Below are 19,126 nucleotides of genomic sequence, written 5' to 3'. Positions count from 1 at the left end.
AGGGGAGGGCATCCCCAAAGTAACGCTACAGGAGTTGAAGCCTCTACTCTACTTGGTGCAAACCTGGTTGAGCAAGTTTTGACGATGAATGTAGAATCCCCGTGTCTTTAGACCGGGGAGTGTCAACTGTACTATTTATGTCAATAAGGGTATTCTCAGATCAAGTCTAGTTACTCTCAAGAAATAGTGCGGAGTGATGAGAGAAGAGTAAACAGAAAATATGATTTCTTTCATAACCCTAAACCCTTGTTTCTTGATAGTTTGAAAACCTATCATATTTTTTTGGAAACTTATGACATCAAACTCCCCAGATTCACCCAAACCTGCAACTATTAAATCTTTATCTGAGTTTGTACAACTTAACTCACCTGCTATATACATAACTGATGCCACCCCAGACCTGATTAAAGAAATTCAGGAAATCTTAAAGATAGAGGTAGACGGGGTTGTTGGACCAATAACCAAACAAGCTTTTGCAGAATTCAAAGAAGATAATAAACTAGAGTTCCCTTTGGGTCTGGGGGTGACAACTGCGAAGCAATTACTAGAGTTAAAGGGTAAGGAAGAAACAGCCAGCGATCAAGACGAAGATATTAACTCAGAACCCAAGGTAAATGCTTCTGCTGGTTCACGCACAGGTGCGACAATGAAACTTCCTGGAGGCGAAATAGTTTATGCTAACCAATACATTGTGGAAGGTGTCCCCTTAACTTGGGGTGAAGCTACTAAAGATTGTACTCGCATTCCTACTAGCTCTGAATATGTAGCCAATGCAATTAAATTGGCAAAAGTTTGGGGAGGAGTAAGAGAAAAATTTGGTTCACCAATTAGAATTACTTCTGGCTACCGTCCACCAGCAGTAAACAGGAGTGTTGGTGGTGTTAGCAATAGCCAACATATCTATTTTCGCGCTCTTGATATGCAGCCTATGAACGGAGATTTTAGGAAGCTGTGGGAAGTTTTAAAAGATTCTCAATTTACAGGTTTAGGAGATGCAGTGTTTATGGGAAGAAATAAGGGATTCTTTCATGGTGACATTAGACCTAATGGCCGAGTGATTTTCCCCTATTAAAGATACAGCAGATTCGAGGTTTATGAGGTACAGTAACAGATTGCACTTGAAGTTTTAAAACTACTTTCTAAAATTGGTGTACCTCATTTACTCCAAAAGTGCTGTAAGGTGTAGGGTGTTATTGATTTTCTATGAAAGGATTTTGGATTGTTTTGAGCAACTTCAATCTAAATTTTTTTACCTCTCACCTGTCACCTGCTATAGCTAAATTTCCTTTTTTGCCTGATGCAGATAATAGAGATATATCAATTAAAGGTAACATGATTTGCACTGTTGTCCCGTGGTGCAAACCTACACTTTCAAGGGTGATTGTGCCTCCCATCAGTTCGATTAAGTTGCGAGAAATTGCTAATCCTAATCCCGTACCTTCAAACTTGCGTGTGGTTGTACCATCAACCATGACAAATGGACGGAATAGTTTATGTTGTTGCTGGGGATCAATTCCTATACCTGTATCTTGTACTGAGATGATCACCTGAGATTTACCATTGATTTGACGAATATCTGTACTAATTGTAATGCTGCCTTGTTCGGTGAATTTAGTAGCATTACCAATAATATTGATGAGAACTTGTTTGAGTTTTACCTCATCTGCCTTAATTGGGATCAGTTCATTGCCGATGTCACATTTTAATTGTAGTCCTTTTTGTTGGATATTAACTGATTGTAAATTAATGACTTCTAGTAGTAACTGACGTAATTCCAGAGGTGCGATAATGACGGAAAGTTTACCAGCTTCAATTTTGGAAATGTCCAGTAAATCATTAATAATACCTAACAAGTGAATTGCTGTTTCATCCGCTCGCTGGAGAAATTCTAATTCTTCTTCTCGGCTATCACACAAACCATCTCTAACTAAGCGCACACAGTTAATAATAATATTGAGTGGGTTTCTCAATTCATGGGAAGTTGTGGCTAAAAATTGACTTTTAATGGTGTTTGCTGATTTGGCTTCTTTCCAGGCTATTTCTAGTTCTTCCGCCCATGCTTTGAGCCTTTCAACCATTTGGTCTAGTGCTTGTGCGAGTTGATTAAATTCTCGGATTTTAAAGTTTCTAGGAATTGGTTGTGCAGCGTGGTGACTGTGAATATTTAAAGCGTAGTCTCTGAGTTCCTCTACAGGACTTGCTAAGTAAGGTGCTAAATATAAGGATGCCAATAAACTAGCACCGATTAAACCTACTGTTAAAACAATCAGGATGAGTTTGATTTCATCTAACCCAAGTAATGCATCTTTGACACTAGAGACAGCTAAGATAATCCATTTTTGTTGTTTTTGTTGAGTAATAGGACTCGGAATTGCTGTATAGCCTGCAACTGATTCTTTACCGTTGAGTAAATTTAAATTGACGGAATCATTTTTGCCCTTAATAGCATTTTTAATTATGCCTTGAAATGGTTGCATATCTGAGTGGTTTTTAATATTAGTTCCCACTTTTTCCGGTGATGAATAAGCCAAAATAGTACCATCTTCAGCAATGACTACCAAAGACCCAATTAGCGATCCTTGCTGGTTTTTAATTTGGTGTAATGTAGTTTTGAGAGTTAAGGCATAAGCTAAATTTCCTTGTTGATTATAGACTGGGGCTGATAATATTAATTGCAGTTGATTTGCTGAATTGCGTTTACCAGTTGTTCCAGGTTTAGGGGGCAAAATTGATGTAACTTGAATTTCGTCATTGGTAAATGATAATGGCAATTCAGTAATTGTTTGCTCGCCGCAGCTACTAGCAATAATTTTGTCTTTTTTGATATGTTTGAGTTGAATGCAATCAATTTGATTTGGTAATTGTTGGGCTAACTGAGTGACAAATTTTTTTACTCTGGTAGCTGAACCAGACTGAATCACTTTTGTTTGACTAGCACTAAATAAATTAGTTTTTAGAGCGGCGATCGCATCAGTAATTTTTTCCCCTTTATTAATAGCACTATCTGTTAGATTTTGCCGTGCGGTTTCCAGGAGGCTGGAACGTGCCTTATTGAGTGCTACCATTTCCCCGACTAGTAAAACTGGGACAAAGAGTAGCAAGATTCTGGTTACTAAAATTCGCCGAAAGGAAGATTGACGGAACTTAGCCATCGAGTGTCTCACTTCGTATTTGCAAACCACAATAATAACGATATGCAATAAAATTAGCTAAATGAGACATTTTCTTAAGTGATGAAAACTTGATGGTAACGTTTTAAATGTATCAAATTGTGATTTCTTAAAAAGAAACTTGATATACCAACATAGGGAGATGACAGTGTGAAAAGTATTAATGATAACTCATAACTGATAACTGAGCGAATAAGCTTTGTGCCTACGGTACAACACTTACTATATCAGATCCAACATTGCTGCAACAGAGAAAAACAGAAAATAAATCTCCCCAACTAGTTCATATAGTGCTTTCGAGTTCTGGAAACCCGAATCCGGATCTTAAATTCTTTCCAAGTTTTCATAGATGACGCTAAATCTTCCAAGTAGCTAGTTATAAAAGTGATGGGGTGCAGAAGGTAAATTTATTCTTCTTATGCTTCTGATAGCGTAAGTAAGTCGGCTCGAAAAAACCGAGGTATGTTACAAAATGTAAAGTCGGTGAAAGTCTCTTCCCTCTTGCCTTTTGCCTCTTGCCTTTTGCCTTGCCATAACGATAAATTTCAACGCCTACCTACTTATCTCTGACAAAAGCCGTAGGCTTAAAGGGGCGTAAGCCATACTCCTGATAGCGTAAGCGTCAGCCATACTCCTGAACTCTTGATATGGTAAAACAAATCAAATCCAACTTTTCTGTTGTTTGGACTCATCAACTTGCCGAAATTCCTCCAGCAGCCTGGAATGCGTTAGCGATGCCCTTAAAAACCCCGTTCTTAGAGTGGGATTGGCTAAATAATATGGAAACTTCCCACAGTGCTACAGCTAACGCAGGTTGGTTGCCAAACCACTTAACGCTGTGGCGAGATAGAACATTAATTGCTGCTGCCCCACTGTATTTAAAAGGGCATAGTCAGGGTGAATTTGTATTTGATCATCAGTGGGCTGATTTAGCGGCTCGGATTGGGGTAGAGTATTACCCAAAACTGTTGGGAATGTCGCCCTTTACTCCCGCTGAAGGCTATCGCTTTTTAATAGCAGATGGGGAAGATGAGGAAGAACTCACGGCCATAATGGTGCATGAGATTGACTTTTTTTGTCTTCAAAATCAGATTTCTAGTTGTCATTTTCTCTATGTTGATCCCCAATGGCGACCTATTTTAGAAAGACAAGGTTTTACATCTTGGTTACACCATAGCTATATTTGGGAAAATGCTGATTTTCAAAATTTTGATGATTACTTGGGAGTATTCAATGCTAATCAAAGACGGAATATTAAGCGAGAACGCAAGGCTGTAGAAAAGGCAGGTTTACGACTGCAAGCAGTAACTGGGGATGAAATTCCTAAATCGCTGTTTCCCTTGATGTATGAATTTTATGCTGATACCTGCGATAAGTTTGGTTGGTGGGGTAGTAAGTATCTGACTAAGAAGTTTTTTGAACAGTTATATAATAGTTATCGCCACCGAGTGGTATTTTTTGCAGCTTACCACGAGCAAGATCAAAGTCAACCTGTGGGAATGTCTTTTTGTCTATTTAAGGATGAAAGACTATATGGAAGGTATTGGGGTAGTTTTCAAGAAATAGATTGCTTACATTTTGATGCTTGCTATTATGCACCGATTGAATGGGCGATCGCTCATGGTATCCAAACTTTTGATCCCGGTGCAGGTGGTAGACATAAAAAACGTCGTGGGTTTCCCGCTACTTCTAATCACAGTCTACACCGCTTTTACAACAATCGGTTAGGACAAATTCTCCGTCCTTATATCCTAGAGATCAATCAAATGGAACAGGAGGAAATGAAGGCAATTAACGCAGAGTTACCATTTGCTGACAGGAGTAGTCAGCAGTCAGCAGTTAGCGGAAAATAAATATCTATTACCAGGGTGTAATTTTTAAGGAAAAGGTAACTTAAGAATTACACTGGATCTGGAATGTAAACAACTTTGGCAATAATTTCTCTTTTTAGAATGAGTATGGATTTAATACTGGATGATTTAACGGCGATTGATGATAAACTTTCTCAGCGTCATATTGATCTTGATCCTAGTGGCTATTTCATTATTTACCTAGACCGGAATGAACAGTTAATTTATGCCAAGCATTTTACAAATGTGATTGATGAGCGAGGTCTGGCTGTAGATCCAGAAACAGGTCAGGTAATTCCGGCACGAGGTAAGGTGGAAAGAACTAACACTACAGTATTTAGCGGCCGGACGGCAAAAGAATTGTGTGTGAAGATTTTTGAAGAAACTCAACCTTGTCCTGTTAGCTTGCTAGACCATGCTGCTTATTTGGGGCGAGAATTTGCCCGTGCTGAAGGTGCTTTGGTAACAGGGAAGGAGTACGTACAGGATTAGGAATAGTAGTCAGTTAACAGTTATCAGTTGTTTATGAGTGTTGTTCACCACTGTTAAAATCCTCCTATCCTCAATCACGGCATTATCTTGAAAATAGCTATCATTGTTGATTTGATGATGCTATTTACTCAAATTCTAAGACTTTTTCAGTATTATTACGGCGACGCTGTTCTTTCTGTTCAAACTCAGCTATGCAACTACCTTTGTCAACCATCACACAGCTAAGATAATTTGTGATTTCCATCAAACCTGCTCGCAGTGCTTTACCTACAGGGGCTTTACTACTTCTTTGATTATCACCACCAATGTTGAGACCACTGATACCCACACTTCCCGCATTGCTTTCAGATTCATTGGTAGCACGGGCTTCAATGGTACGAGCATGGACTACTTCTCCTGTGGTGGAATCTACAACACGCAGGTCAATAGCAAGATAAGCTTTTTCCTTATTTTTACGGTTGCCGCCACCTACACTGAAAGGACCTATGTTAAACCCACCACCTATACCACTGGATTGAGTTTCCACATCTTCTTCATAGGAAGTTACTTTACCCAAAATAATATATCTTGCACCTGTGAGTTCTCCTTTCTTTGCACCAGTTCCATTGCGAACTAGTCCAAGTTCAGCAAGCTCTTGTTCTGAAAGGACTGATCCTAACTTTTGTCGCTCAACAACGGTAAATTTTCCTGTTGATGTTAATTCGTTGCTCAGGACATCTGCCAACTGCTGAGATGTGCCGCTTTTCCACCACCACCAGCTGGTTTCATTCTTGAAGTCTGGTACTGAGATGGTAGGTTTTTGTTGAGCAAAAGCACTAAGGCTACCGATAGATAAACCTAAAGTTATGGTTGCTAAGGTTAGTGCAGTGTTTAGACTTAATCGTTTGTATAAAGAAGATGTTTTCATAAATATGTCTATTCCAAATCAAAAAAGTATTTACAACACAAGGATTTAATTAAATTTATAAGCACATAGAAAATTTATCATAACTCTGTAGTCAATAACAATACCTGAGCAAATTTTTTGCTGATGCCGTCAGAATTAGCAGGTACTTAAATATAGTATTAGGGGCTAGGGACTAGGTATAATTTTTTACCCAATCCCCAATTCCCAATCATCTAACCCTGATTTGAAGGCTGGTTGATTTGGTATATATAGTAAGTTGCCATTGGGATGACGGTGGCTGCAATTAATAATCCTACGACCCAAGCGGTGGAATTATCTTTGTTTTTGCTGGTATCTTCGGCTGTACTAAATGTGCCTTCTACCTGTACGGTTTCTTTTTCTGCCGGTGGACCGGGATCAGGTTTACCGGAGAGAACCGCAACTAGGCGATCGCGCACATCTAACAATCCTTGATTATATTTATTACCAGCCCGTAATGCTGCACCTAGTGTTCCTTCAGTCACACTATTAGCTATTTCATCAGTCAAGACAGTTTTAACTTGATCACCGCTGATAATGGTTGCACCATTGGTAAGAGTATCAATTACCAAAATAGCTTGATTGGCTTGCTCTTCGGGAGTAGGAAACCACTTTGTAAAGAGTCCTGTGGCAAAACTTTCTGGTGTTTCCCCATAGTCAAAACGATGAACGGTAACAATTCTTACTTCTTTACCTGTTTCTTGCGCCAAATTTTTGAAAGCGCCGCTAATTTGACCTTCATTAAAACGACTCAGAACATCACCTTCATCTACAACCCAGGTGTCTGGTGTGGGGTTGGGTATTTGATATACTCCTGTAGCAAAAGCTGGTGTGGCAAAGACAGAAATAGCCATCATCATTATTACCAATACAGGTAAAATGAGACGGATAAGGTATGTGTGACTACTAAATAATTGCTTGAGTAGCTGTTTCATGGGATGAATCCTAAGACACTCTAGCAATCAAAATACTACACAAACTATGTCAAAAGCATCTGATCTAGGGATAATTATTGACAGGTGACAGGTGACAGGTGACAGGTGACAGGTGACAGATGACAGAGTTAAAAGTCTTTTATTGTCTAAGTTTTATCCTAAAATCTAAAATCTAAAATCTAAAATCTAAAATCGGATGACAATCATCTTAACTAACGACGATGGCATCGACGCACCAGGTATCCAAGCCTTACTCCAAGCTGTAAACGGTAAAAATGTAATTATCGCTGCACCACAAGAACATCAATCTGGTTGTGGACATCAAGTTACTACCCATCGCCCTATTAACCTACAACGTCGTTCGGAAGTTGAGTATGGAATTGCTGGTACTCCTGCTGACTGCGTGAGAATTGCCATAACACAAATATGTAAAGATGTCAAGTTTGTGCTGTCTGGTATTAATGCTGGTGGAAACTTAGGAGTGGATGCTTACATTTCTGGTACTGTTGCGGCTGTGAGAGAAGCTGCGATGCACGGTATTCCGGGAATTGCCATTTCTCAGTATCGCAAAGCCAAGCTAAATTATGATTGGGATTTAGCCGCTAAATGGACATCGGAAATATTAGCAGAATTGCTGGAACGTCCTTTAGAACCTGGTAGCTTTTGGAATGTGAATTTACCCCATCTACTACCGGGAGATGCTGATCCTGAAGTTGTTTTTTGTCAACCTTGTACCAAACCTTTACCTGTGAATTATCGAATAGATGGTGATAATTTTTATTATGTAGGTGAATATGGTAAACGAGATCGCACTCCTGGTAGTGATGTAGATATATGTTTTTCTGGTAATATTGCAATTACTCAGTTAAAGGTTTGAATTAAAAGTTTATCTTTATTCATCTGAACAGTGCAGCAAAGAGACAATTTTATCTACTGTTTGTGTCAATTGACTAATTTCTTGTAATGAATCTTTCTGGGATTCAGCTAAACTCTGTACGGCATCACACAGAGCAAAAATTTGATACCCTTGCTGCTGTACTTGTTTTCCCTGAGCTTCTACTTGTAAACTCAAAGCATCTAATCTTTGAGCAAGGCGTTCAATTGTCTCAGTAGTTGAGAGTACAGCTTCACCAATTTGCTCAACAATAGATTCTAATCTGTTGATTTTAGCTTCGATGCTTACTGAAATCATTTCCTGACCGCCCCAATTTTGAGAAATCATCATAGTAATATCGTTAATATTCATCAAATAATTTCATAATCAGCAATAAACTGTGTTAGTTGAGATTTTGGAATTACAGAAAAATTCCTGAGTCTTGCTGTTTAATTTGTTGACTTGTAACTGTTCACGCACACAAATGATTGTGAAAGACTAGATTGTGTAATTAGGTGTTTTCTTGTAGTCATATTGACTTTTTCATCAGGAGAATTAGGGATGTCAGGAAAAATAATACTAAGTGGTTAATTGTGCAGAATTGTTTTAATTTTTTTAAGGACAATTACCAGCTTTAGTGATCATCAAAGTAGCAAAACAACCCTAAAAGTATGGTGTTAATCCTAGATTATCGCATTGCCCAAAAATACAATACCAATTGCACAAAAAGTTAACCCAACCCAGCGAAGAGTTTTAGGTAATATTTGATTTATTACGTTCTGGGTAATAATTGAACCGATTTTTCTAGCAGACATGACAATTGCGATTTGAGTTAGGGTAACACCTATAAGATATGGAACTAGTGTTAGTATTTGTGTACCCATGATGGCTTGGCTATCGGTATAACCTTGAGATAAACCCGCAGTAACACTGAGAAAAGCGCAACCTAACCAACTTATTTGCGTAGGTATTATTAACAATACACCAAAGATGATAGTGCATAAGGCGACTATGATTTCTGCACCTTGGAGATTTAGCTGAAACAAATGCAGTATTTGTCCCAATAAGGAAGAAAAGACAAAGAATATACTTATCCAAGTACCACGGATCAACTTGGTAGAAAGTAAACCCAGGGCAAGTATACCAGCTAACCGATCTAAGCCAATGACGGGATCTGCTATACCCCAAATAAACCCTTCCCAACTGTTAGAAATGGTATGCTGAATTGGCTCTCCACCAGATGAAGTTAGCAAACTAATTAAGATTAGAGCAGCGATCGCTCCCATCAGACGAAGTTGTTTAGATGCGGAAAATTTTCCGGTATCATCAGATGCTGAGAATGCAATTTTTAACATGGATAATTATATGTCAAATTACTCTTTTCGGTAATTTATATTACTCTAATCTTTAGAAAATTCAACGGGATCACATATATTTATCCTTAGCCTAGCTGAAACTAACAATATGTGTAATTAAGCTCTTTGTTGTGGGATATTTGTTAGTAATAGTCACGGATTGGCTAAAATGACATAACAGAGTTAAAAATCAGGTTGTGGAGAAAATAGATTTGCTGCGTCACAAATCACTTTCAAGACATTCCCTCAATACCATACTGTGGCGTTGACTACATTGCTAAACATAGATTTTCCTGGAATTAAAGTTGAATTAAATTGTATGTCTTCTTCTCATCCCAAATCTGACAAACGCTTTGTTTACCAAGAATTTGGTAATGGTAGTTCACCTGCATTTGAACGCGCTGTAGAACGTCCAATTCAAGAACTACCCCCAAATCAACAAAATGTGAGAGTACAAGCTACTCGTGCTGGACGCAAAGGTAAAACTGTGACAGTAATTACTGGGTTTCAAACTAAACCAGAAACTTTAGCAGCTTTACTGAAACAGTTAAAAACCCAATGCGGTACGGGGGGAACTGTGAAAGATAACGAAATTGAAATTCAAGGAGATCATAAACAGAAGATTTTAGAGATTTTAATCAAGCTTGGTTACAAAGCGAAAATTAGCGGTGGTTAATAAGTGCGGTTTACCGTATCTTTTCAGGAATCGTATTTACAGCAGGTGATGTTAATTGTAGAGATGTGGGACATTAACAGGAGGCTGAAATGGATTTAGTACGGATTTTATGCGCGGTTTTTCTGCCACCTTTAGGAGTATTTCTGCAAGTAGGTTTCGGGTTAGATTTTTGGATTAATATCGTTTTGACTTTGTTCGGTTATATTCCGGGTATTATCCACGCAGTTTGGATAATTGCGAAGAAGTAATTATTGGAGAGAGGTAGATGTGATTTTTCTATCTCTCTCTTTATTTCACATTAAAAAAACTAACAAAGAACTAGAAAAATATGAAAATAAAGCATCCCATTAATTTTCACAAAGGTCTAACTTTCCCATTTGTGTTGGGACTAATGGTGTTATACCAAAATTTTACTATTGGAGCTTGGGTTTATCTTGCCCTTCATGCTACTTATGGTTTTTTGTGGTTACTAAAAGATAGTATTTTTCCAGATAAGCAATGGGAGCAAGAAATTCCCACTCCCCAAGGAATTATTACCTTTTTTTTACTTGGCTTATATTGGGTAGCACCATTTATTCTCATCAGTAGTGGTAATGTTCCGCCTTTACCATTAGTAGCTGCTGCTATTTCTTTGAATATTGTGGGCGTGTTTTTACATTTTGTCAGTGATGCCCAGAAATACTATACACTCAAGTACAAAACTGGACTAATTACAGAAGGGTTTTTTGCTAGATGCCGTAATACTAATTACTTAGGAGAAGTATTGATTTATCTCGCATTTGCTATGTTAGCTCAACATTGGCTACCTTTCTTAATTCTTGGGTTATTTATAGCTATGGTATTTGTTCCCAACATGAGCAAAAAAGATCAATCTTTGTCTCGATATCCTGAATTTGTAGAATACAAAGAAAATTCTGGTTTGCTGTTTCCTAAACTATGGACATCCAGGAATATTGAGAACGAAGAAACTACTGCTTAACGTGAATAAAGATACAACAATATAATTTTACCTTCACCAAAGAGAGTTTTATGAACTACAAAGGTATTGCTTTAGCAGCTTTTTTGGGTATTGCTACACCTGCGATTATTGATATTGCTATGACCCAACCTGCATTAGCAGCAAAATACAATTATCCAAAAGGCACATTTGCTGATAAAGACTGGAGAGTAAGTTTATCGTTTAATAATAACGTCTATTACTATTATGGCGAAAACCGTAAGAGTAATTCTTATATTACCTTATCTGGTGCGGTGGCTTCAGGAACTAATGATCGTCAAGTTTACACTTGGAATAATAATGGCACAAAATATCAAGTAAGTTGGCGACCAAGTGATCCGAGTTTTATTCGGGTAGAGGTAAAAAGTCCCAGTGGTAAGGTGATTTTGAATCGCTTGTTGATGGCTACGTCAGATTAGAGACATTTAGAGACATTGATTGATAACGGGTAATTGGGTAATAGGTGAAAGCTTATTACCTGTTTTTTATGGGGTTTTATATTAATTTAATTTGAGGCTACACAGAATGATGAAATAAATTTAATTATCTGTATTTATCTGCGTCCATCTGCAATTAATTATTCTCGATATCTTATTCTATGCAAGTTCATATTAATGGCTCTTGCATCTGTTTTATGTTGGTTGAAGATTGATTATCACAAAACCCTTACGGGGCAAGGGTTATAAACTATAATGACCATATTTTCAATGAAATGCCGACACAATAAGGCTTTCATTGATTTTGAACTGGATTCTCCATAAAAAGTACCGAAGAACCATATTAATTTGGTGTTACAACCATCAATATAGTAAAAATTGCATATACAGTAAATTAAATAAATCAAATATACAGCACTTTTATTGTGAAATTACAATACCTCAATATCCACAAGCTTTATAGGGAAAGGTTTATAGGATTTTGTTTTGTACCAAACGGTTGAGTAAAGTGCTGTATTTGATATACTTGAATATGCAGAAGTTTCCGAAGATATGAGGTACACATTTAGGAACAAGATGCTCGCACCACAAGCGTTTTATTATTCCAGTTTGTACCTCATTTGAATGAAATATGCTGTAAGTTATGTGATATGGAGTTAATAAATGACTACAGTTGTGTGTTGGTTAAACAAAGAGAGAGGTGTCAATCAAATATGGGCAGTTTCAGACACTCGTATATCAAAACAAAATTCATATCTGAGCGGAAATAATTATTCTATACTCCTAGATTCGGGAGCAAAACTATTTCCTTTGTACATAAAATGTAGAAACATTAGTGATTTTGACGACAGAATATATTTTGATCATTCTCTAGGAATGGCATATTCTGGAAGTAGCTTAATAGGACTCAATCTTTATGCAACGTTAGTTTATCTGCTTCAAAATTGTGCTAGTTTTAATGAAGGTGAAGTTCCTTCAATATTGGATATTGCTAACTTTGTGGCAAGTTTGCTAAAACGCATGACTACTGAAGTGGGAATAATTAATCCTACAGGTGCCATTTGTGAACTTGCAATATTTGGTTTTTGTCATGTTAGCTCTGAATTTAAAATAATTCATTTATATCCCGATACAAAAAATAGTACATTAGATATTGTAGTTAAAGAAGAAAATACCTCAGATGATAGCAATTTACTTCTACTTGGTGATAAAAGGGAACAGATACGCCAACTTATCGAGAAGAAAAGAGCAGAATATGTTGAAAAGGATTTTTTATGGTGGCATTCTCCTATAGAAGTCATTAGAAATATTGTAGAAGAAGCAAAATTTGATACTATAGGTGGTTCAATACAGAGGTGTATTGCCGCAGAATCTGAATTTAAAATATATGCTGATGCTTTTTCTAGAAAAGAAGGCGTTCAAGAAGAAACTATGTTGTATCAAAACATAGGGAATAAGGAAATGGTTAATATTGGTAATTGCTTTATAGCAGTTCCAATATTTCCAATATTTTAAACAATTCATTTAATGAGATTTAAGCCCAAAAGGATTTAAATTTTTTGCTGCATATATTGTCAAACTTAGTGGATGAAAATTTGTGATTAATGATTAGATAATAGGTAATAGGTAAAAACCCATTACCAATTACCCATTACCAATTACCTATTCGCCAAATATTGATACATCTCCCAACGTGCATTTACTTCAGCTTGCGCTTGTTCCAACAATTGTTTCGCAATTTCCGGTTTACTCTTCGTCAACATCTTAAACCGGTTCTCCTGATACATAGATTTTTCCACTGATTCAGAAGGTGCTTTCATATCCAATTGTAGGGGATTTTTACCCTCATTTTGTAATGCCGGATTATAGCGATATAACAACCATCTTCCTGAGTCTACTAACGCCTTTTGCTGCTGTAAACCGCTGGTCATATCAATACCGTGAGCAATACAATGACTGTAGGCAATAATTAAGGATGGACCATCAAAAGCTTCCGCTTCTAAAAATGCTTTTAATGTATGTTCATCACGCGCACCTAAAGCGACGCTGGCAACATAAACATTACCATAATTCATGGCCATTAAACCTAAATCTTTCTTGGGTGCAGGTTTACCACCAGTGGCATATTTAGCAACTGCGGCTTTAGGAGTGGCTTTGGAAGATTGACCGCCTGTGTTAGAATAAACTTCTGTATCCATGACTAAGATATTGACATTTTTACCACTGGCTAAAACATGATCAATTCCACCAAAGTCAATGTCATAAGCCCATCCATCACCACCTACTATCCACACACTTTTTCTGACTAAATAATCAGCGAGGGATTTGAGATTTTGGATTTTAGATTTTAGATTGGGGTCTTTTGTTGTTGCCAAAAGGTTATCAATTTTTTGTTTGATAACGGCGATATTTTCCCGTTGTTCCCAAATATCTGCTTCGGTTTTCTGCTCGTTTTCGAGGATGGAATTAACTAAATTATCCCCAATTTCACTACTTAATTGTTGCAATAATTCGCCTGCAAATTCCGCTTGTTTATCTAAAGATAAACGATAACCAAAACCAAATTCGGCGTTATCTTCAAATAAACTATTAGACCATGCTGGACCTCTTCCTTCTGCGTTTTGACTCCAAGGTGTGGTGGGTAAGTTTCCACCGTAGATGGAAGAACAACCGGTAGCATTGGCAATGAGTGAGCGATCGCCAAATAATTGTGTTAATAATTTAAGGTAGGGTGTTTCTCCGCACCCCGCACAAGCACCGGAAAATTCAAACAATGGTTCTTGCAGTTGTTGTTGCCGAATTTGGTTTAATTTCAACTTTCTGCGGTCAGGATTTGGTAAGCTTAAAAAGAAATCCCAGTTTTCCCGTTCTTGTTCTCTGATGGGTAACTGCGGACTCATATTAATAGCTTTTTTGGTTGGTTCTGCTTTGTTTTTCGCAGGACAAATATTCACGCAAAGACTACAACCTGTACAGTCTTCTGGTGCAACTTGAATAGTGAATTTTTGGGTAGCAAAGTCTTTATCTTTCGCGTTTGTTGACTTGAAAGTTGCAGGTGCATTTGCTAATTTATCTGCTGGATAAGCTTTTGCACGAATAGCAGCATGGGGACAAACCATCACACACTTACCGCATTGAACGCAGACATTTTCATCCCAAATGGGTATTTCTTCTGCAACGTTGCGTTTTTCCCATTTCGCAGTTCCACTGGGGAAAGTTCCATCCGCAGGTAAAGCACTGACAGGTAAGTCGTCACCTTCCCATAACATGATTTTACCCAAAACTTTATCTACAAATTCAGGGATGTTTTGTTGTAAAGATTTGGTTTTTTCTGGAACAGATTGCACTTTTCCTACCTTCACAGGATAGAGATTTTCTAAGGTGTTATCAACAGCTTTTAAATTCATGTTGACAACATCTGCACCTTTTTTACCGTAGGTTTTTTCAATCGCTTGTTTAATTTTAGCGATCGCTTCTTTTTCTGGCAATACTCCAGCTAAAGCAAAGAAACACACCTGCATGATAGTATTAATTCTTCTACCCATCCCGCTATTTTTTGCCACTTGACTGGCATTAATAGCATAGACTTTCAGGTTTTTGTCGATAATTTGCTGTTTTACCTTGAGGGGTAAATGTTGCCAAACGCTATCTGCTGGATAGGGACTATTTAACAAGAAAGTTGCACCAGCAGCAGCATTTTTGAGGATATCAATTTTTTCAATGAACCCCCAATGATGACAACCAATAAAATTAGCTTGGTCGATGAGGTAAGTGGAACGAATTTTATCCAGTCCAAAACGCAAATGAGAAACAGTCATTGAACCAGACTTTTTCGAGTCATAAACAAAATAACCTTGGGCGTTATTTTCTGTTCCTTCCCCAATAATTTTGATTGAGTTCTTATTTGCACCCACCGTACCATCAGAACCCAAACCATAAAACATGGCACGAACTACACTATCAGGTTCTGTAGAGAAGTTGGAGTCAAAATTCAAAGATGTGGAACTCACATCATCATTGATACCGATAGTAAAATGATTTTTAGGTGAAATTTGAGCAAGATTGTCCAATACTGCTTTTACCATTGCGGGAGTAAATTCTTTAGAAGACAAACCATATCTACCACCCACAATTTTTGGGAATGTGGTTTTTTTCCATCCTTCATGAATAGCTGTCACCACATCTAAATATAAAGGTTCTCCTATGCTTCCTGCTTCTTTGGTTCTATCCAAAACTGCAATAGATTTGACACTGTTAGGTAAAGCTTCTATAAATCTTCCCACATCAAAAGGTCTAAAAAGTCTGACTTTTAAAACTCCAACTTTTTCACCTTGGTTATTCAGATAATCTACAGTTTCATGGACAGTTTCGCAACCAGAACCCATGATAATAATTACCCGTTCTGCGTCTGGTGCGCCATGATATTCATATAGTTTGTAATATCGTCCTGTTCTTTTACCAAATTTGTCCATTATCCTTTGGACAATTTCGGCACAAACATTGTAAAAAGGGTTCGCACCTTCACGAGATTGAAAGTAAACATCAGGGTTTTGTGCAGTTCCTCGTAACACTGGTTTATCTGGAGTTAAACAGCGTTGACGATGTGCTGAAACTAATTCTAAAGGAATAAGTGCTTGTAAATCTTCATTAGATAATAATTCAACTTTCTGCACTTCATGGGAAGTTCTAAACCCATCAAAAAAGTGCATAAAAGGAACACGCGCTTCTAAAGTTGCTGCATGAGAAATTAACGCAAAATCATGACTTTCTTGTACAGAAGCTGAACATAATAAAGCAAACCCTGTGCTTCTTGCAGCCATGACATCGCTATGATCACCGAAAATAGATAAAGCGTGGGTAGCTAAAGAACGTGCAGAAACATGAAGCACAAAACTTGTTAATTCTCCCGCAATTTTATACAAATTGGGAATCATTAATAGCAAACCTTGAGAAGCTGTAAAAGTTGTACTTAATGCACCAGTTTGTAATGCCCCATGTACCGCAGCAACCGCACCACCTTCACTTTGCATCTGGGTGATGCTAGGAATTGTTCCCCATAAATTTGGTTGATTTTCAGCCATCCAAGCATCAGCCCATTCACCCATTGCTGAAGATGGTGTGATAGGATAAATAGCAATTACTTCGTTTAATTTGTAAGCTACACGCGCAACTGCTTCATTACCATCAATTGTGGCAAATAATTTGTTCATGATTTTTCTTCCTGTGTCTTTTGTGGTTGTTTTAACTTTATGCAGAGAAGCCAAAAAGATAAGCATTGAAAATTGCTAAACTCAGGAAGTTAATTTGTGTATTCTTGACAATTTTATTAATTACGAATTATTAATTATTTTATCAGGTGGTAAATATTATATCTATATCTATATTAGTTTTGTACTCAAGGTTGAGAAGCTTTGATTTATTTGGTTTTGATGATTTTTATGGTGTGGAGGTGCGGGCGTTTTTTTAACGCAGAGGTACGCGGAGGTATGCGCGGAGGTTCGCTGAGGTTGTGTGAGAGGGTTTTTGGGAAGAGATTCAATTTTTTAAGTATAATTAAAAACAGAAAGTGTGTATTTACTCAAACAATATAAATTATGAATTTTCGAGATTGGGAAATTGAAGCTGAATTACAACGCATGAAGAGAGAGTTAAATATCTCTGGGAATAATCATCGGGATAATTTTGGTTCTCAAGCTGATGGTTTGGATGATGTTATCAATAAGCTAAATCATTTGGTGGGAATGGAAGATGTCAAAAATGATATTAAAACTTTTATCAATTTTTTGAAAGTTCAGAAAATGCGACAGGAACAAGGTTTACCTAATATTTCTGTTTCATTACATTCTGTTTTTTGTGGACCTCCAGGAACGGGTAAAACAACTGTTGCACGGTTAATGGGTGAAATATACAAAGCATTAGGAATTCTTTCTCAAGGACATCTTGTAGAAACTGATAGGTCAGGTTTGGTTGCAGGATATGTGGGACAAACAGCGTTGAAGGTAGATGAGGTTGTGAAATCAGCCTTAGATGGAGTTTTATTTATTGATGAAGCTTACGCATTAGCACCAGCAGGTTCGGGTAAAGATTTTGGACAGGAAGCAATAGATACTTTATTGAAAAGAATGGAAGATTATCGAGATAGGTTAGTTGTAATTGTCGCTGGTTATAGTGAGGAAATGTCTCGGTTTATTAATGCTAATCCTGGCTTACAGTCGAGATTTAATAGATACTTTTATTTTCAAGATTATCAGCCATTAGAGTTGTTAAAAATATTTGAAAAAAAATTGCGAAAATAATCATTTTCTGCTCACTGAAGAAGCAAAGCAAAAATTAATTGATAATTTCACTAAGCTGTATAACGAAAAAGATAAGAATTTTGGCAATGGGAGACTAGTCAGGAATATTTTTGAGAAGACAATTGAAAGACAAGCGAATAGATTAGTGAAAATCCAAGCAGTCAATAAAGAAACACTGATGACTATTACTGGAGAGGATATTTAAGGACTAGAAACTAGATTTATGATAGAAGTCAGGGTTTTAATCATGTGTTAAAATAGTACCTATTCCCAAAAAAGAGGTAAAAAATATGAGTCACACATCTCTGACCGAACAAACAACCTATAAACGCATTTCCGCCATTGTAGAGAAGTTAATTGCTAATAATATTGTGTATCAGGAAAGGTTGGAACAAGAACAAATGATTAATTACATTTATGAACTATTCAATAAACCCAATACAATACCACCAATAGAGGTAATGGAAGAGGAAGACTTAATTAGTAGAATTAATGGTATTTTAGTCCTGCATTCTGTCGCAGGAACTTTAAATGATTTCACACCAGAAGAAATGACAATATTTGATGAAGCGGTAAAACGGAAATAAATCAATGGAATATCTACTAGATACGAATATTGTTTCGGCGATTTTCAAAAATAATCAAAAAGTTATTATGCAATTAGATAATTTACGCACTCAACAAGAAAAAGTGTTCATGAGTGCTATGACTTACTATGAAATTGAACGAGGACTGTTAGCTGTCAATGCTACTAAAAAATTAAGAGATTTAGAAAATTTATCCCATGAATACCAAGTATTACTCTTAGATGATATGGCAATTTTTCAAAAAGCATCAGAAATTTACGCAGATTTAAAACAAAGAGGTTTACCCATTCAAGAAGCGGATATATTTATTATTGCAGCTACAGCTATATTTCACAATTTAATCTTAGTTTCCCATGATTCTGATTTATCCAGAATTACAGAGTTAAAATTAGAAGACTGGTTACAAAATGAATAAATCTATATAGCGTTTTCCAGTCTAATGAAGTACAAATTTATCTGCGTTTATCTGCGTTTATCTGCGTCCATCTGCGTTCAATTATTACTGCTTGTACCTCACTTGAATGGGAATGGC

Annotated in this window: 19 protein-coding genes; 13 read left to right on the top strand and 6 right to left on the bottom strand. The window is 37.0% G+C overall.

Annotation, left to right across the window (positions count from 1 at the left end):
• Window positions 1-292 precede the first annotated feature (292 nt).
• Window positions 293-1,072 (top strand): D-Ala-D-Ala carboxypeptidase family metallohydrolase, encoded by a 780-nt coding sequence (locus A0J48_RS17940; RefSeq protein ID WP_200325407.1) that lies wholly within the window; start codon window positions 293-295, stop codon window positions 1,070-1,072.
• A 184-nt stretch (window positions 1,073-1,256) separates the two neighbouring features.
• Here A0J48_RS17940 and A0J48_RS17935 read toward each other — a convergent pair whose 3' ends face one another.
• Window positions 1,257-3,152, bottom strand: coding sequence for a sensor histidine kinase (locus A0J48_RS17935; RefSeq protein ID WP_200325405.1), 1,896 nt, complete (start codon window positions 3,150-3,152; stop codon window positions 1,257-1,259).
• A gap of 665 nt (window positions 3,153-3,817) precedes the next feature.
• On the opposite strand from A0J48_RS17935, the gene A0J48_RS17930 reads away from it, so the two are divergent.
• Both A0J48_RS17930 and A0J48_RS17925 read left to right on the top strand, forming a co-directional pair.
• Window positions 3,818-5,023, top strand: coding sequence for a GNAT family N-acetyltransferase (locus A0J48_RS17930; RefSeq protein ID WP_200325403.1), 1,206 nt, complete (start codon window positions 3,818-3,820; stop codon window positions 5,021-5,023).
• Between the two features lie 105 nt (window positions 5,024-5,128).
• Window positions 5,129-5,512 (top strand): DUF4346 domain-containing protein, encoded by a 384-nt coding sequence (locus tag A0J48_RS17925; protein WP_200325401.1) that lies wholly within the window; start codon window positions 5,129-5,131, stop codon window positions 5,510-5,512.
• 124 nt (window positions 5,513-5,636) lie between these two features.
• Here A0J48_RS17925 and A0J48_RS17920 read toward each other — a convergent pair whose 3' ends face one another.
• A complete protein-coding gene (locus tag A0J48_RS17920) occupies window positions 5,637-6,419 on the bottom strand; it encodes a CsgG/HfaB family protein (protein WP_200325399.1) in 783 nt (260 codons plus the stop codon).
• 212 nt (window positions 6,420-6,631) lie between these two features.
• Complete coding sequence (psb32, locus tag A0J48_RS17915) at window positions 6,632-7,372, bottom strand: photosystem II repair protein Psb32 (RefSeq protein ID WP_200325397.1); 741 nt, start codon at window positions 7,370-7,372, stop codon at window positions 6,632-6,634.
• 196 nt (window positions 7,373-7,568) lie between these two features.
• Here psb32 and surE point away from each other — a divergent pair, with 196 nt between their 5' ends.
• Entirely contained in the window at window positions 7,569-8,249 is a 681-nt protein-coding gene (gene surE / locus A0J48_RS17910; protein ID WP_200325395.1) for a 5'/3'-nucleotidase SurE, read from the top strand.
• A 15-nt stretch (window positions 8,250-8,264) separates the two neighbouring features.
• On the opposite strand, the gene A0J48_RS17905 is transcribed toward surE, so the two are convergent.
• Complete coding sequence (locus A0J48_RS17905; protein ID WP_200325393.1) at window positions 8,265-8,618, bottom strand: hypothetical protein; 354 nt, start codon at window positions 8,616-8,618, stop codon at window positions 8,265-8,267.
• Window positions 8,619-8,929: 311 nt separating this feature from the next.
• Entirely contained in the window at window positions 8,930-9,601 is a 672-nt protein-coding gene (locus A0J48_RS17900) for a HupE/UreJ family protein (RefSeq protein ID WP_200325391.1), read from the bottom strand.
• Window positions 9,602-9,920: 319 nt separating this feature from the next.
• On the opposite strand from A0J48_RS17900, the gene A0J48_RS17895 reads away from it, so the two are divergent.
• The 5 genes from A0J48_RS17895 to A0J48_RS17875 all read left to right on the top strand — a co-directional run bounded on the left by A0J48_RS17895 (window position 9,921) and on the right by A0J48_RS17875 (window position 13,226).
• Window positions 9,921-10,277 carry a translation initiation factor gene (locus A0J48_RS17895; RefSeq protein WP_200325389.1) on the top strand — a complete coding sequence of 119 codons (357 nt, stop codon included), beginning with the start codon at window positions 9,921-9,923 and terminating at the stop codon, window positions 10,275-10,277.
• Window positions 10,278-10,366: 89 nt separating this feature from the next.
• Window positions 10,367-10,525, top strand: coding sequence for a YqaE/Pmp3 family membrane protein (locus A0J48_RS17890; RefSeq protein ID WP_190559196.1), 159 nt, complete (start codon window positions 10,367-10,369; stop codon window positions 10,523-10,525).
• Between the two features lie 80 nt (window positions 10,526-10,605).
• A complete protein-coding gene (locus A0J48_RS17885; RefSeq protein WP_200325387.1) occupies window positions 10,606-11,256 on the top strand; it encodes a methyltransferase family protein in 651 nt (216 codons plus the stop codon).
• A 50-nt stretch (window positions 11,257-11,306) separates the two neighbouring features.
• A complete protein-coding gene (locus tag A0J48_RS17880; RefSeq protein ID WP_200325385.1) occupies window positions 11,307-11,693 on the top strand; it encodes a hypothetical protein in 387 nt (128 codons plus the stop codon).
• A 681-nt stretch (window positions 11,694-12,374) separates the two neighbouring features.
• The gene (locus A0J48_RS17875; RefSeq protein WP_200325383.1) at window positions 12,375-13,226 is read left to right on the top strand and encodes a hypothetical protein; all 852 of its coding nucleotides are present in this window, start codon (window positions 12,375-12,377) and stop codon (window positions 13,224-13,226) included.
• 143 nt (window positions 13,227-13,369) lie between these two features.
• On the opposite strand, the gene nifJ is transcribed toward A0J48_RS17875, so the two are convergent.
• Window positions 13,370-16,921, bottom strand: a complete 3,552-nt coding sequence (gene nifJ / locus A0J48_RS17870) for a pyruvate:ferredoxin (flavodoxin) oxidoreductase (protein WP_200325381.1) — start codon at window positions 16,919-16,921, stop codon at window positions 13,370-13,372.
• 384 nt (window positions 16,922-17,305) lie between these two features.
• Here nifJ and A0J48_RS17865 point away from each other — a divergent pair, with 384 nt between their 5' ends.
• From A0J48_RS17865 to A0J48_RS17855, 4 genes are all read left to right on the top strand, one after another.
• Complete coding sequence (locus A0J48_RS17865; RefSeq protein ID WP_234300999.1) at window positions 17,306-18,007, top strand: AAA family ATPase; 702 nt, start codon at window positions 17,306-17,308, stop codon at window positions 18,005-18,007.
• Window positions 17,985-18,212: a hypothetical protein gene (locus A0J48_RS27105; RefSeq protein WP_234300998.1), complete on the top strand. Its 228-nt coding sequence runs from the start codon at window positions 17,985-17,987 to the stop codon at window positions 18,210-18,212. Before A0J48_RS17865 ends, A0J48_RS27105 begins: the two co-directional genes overlap by 23 nt.
• Before the next feature lie 85 nt (window positions 18,213-18,297).
• On the top strand, window positions 18,298-18,594 hold the full coding sequence (locus A0J48_RS17860) for a hypothetical protein (protein WP_200325379.1): 297 nt from the start codon (window positions 18,298-18,300) through the stop codon (window positions 18,592-18,594).
• A 4-nt stretch (window positions 18,595-18,598) separates the two neighbouring features.
• The gene (locus tag A0J48_RS17855) at window positions 18,599-19,009 is read left to right on the top strand and encodes a type II toxin-antitoxin system VapC family toxin (protein ID WP_200325377.1); all 411 of its coding nucleotides are present in this window, start codon (window positions 18,599-18,601) and stop codon (window positions 19,007-19,009) included.
• Window positions 19,010-19,126: the final 117 nt, after the last annotated feature.

It is taken from the genome of Sphaerospermopsis aphanizomenoides BCCUSP55, from assembly GCF_001586785.1.
Taxonomy (GTDB): domain Bacteria; phylum Cyanobacteriota; class Cyanobacteriia; order Cyanobacteriales; family Nostocaceae; genus Sphaerospermopsis_A; species Sphaerospermopsis_A aphanizomenoides_A.
Note: the sequence above shows the minus strand (reverse complement) of the source record. Positions and strands in the feature narration are given on the sequence as shown.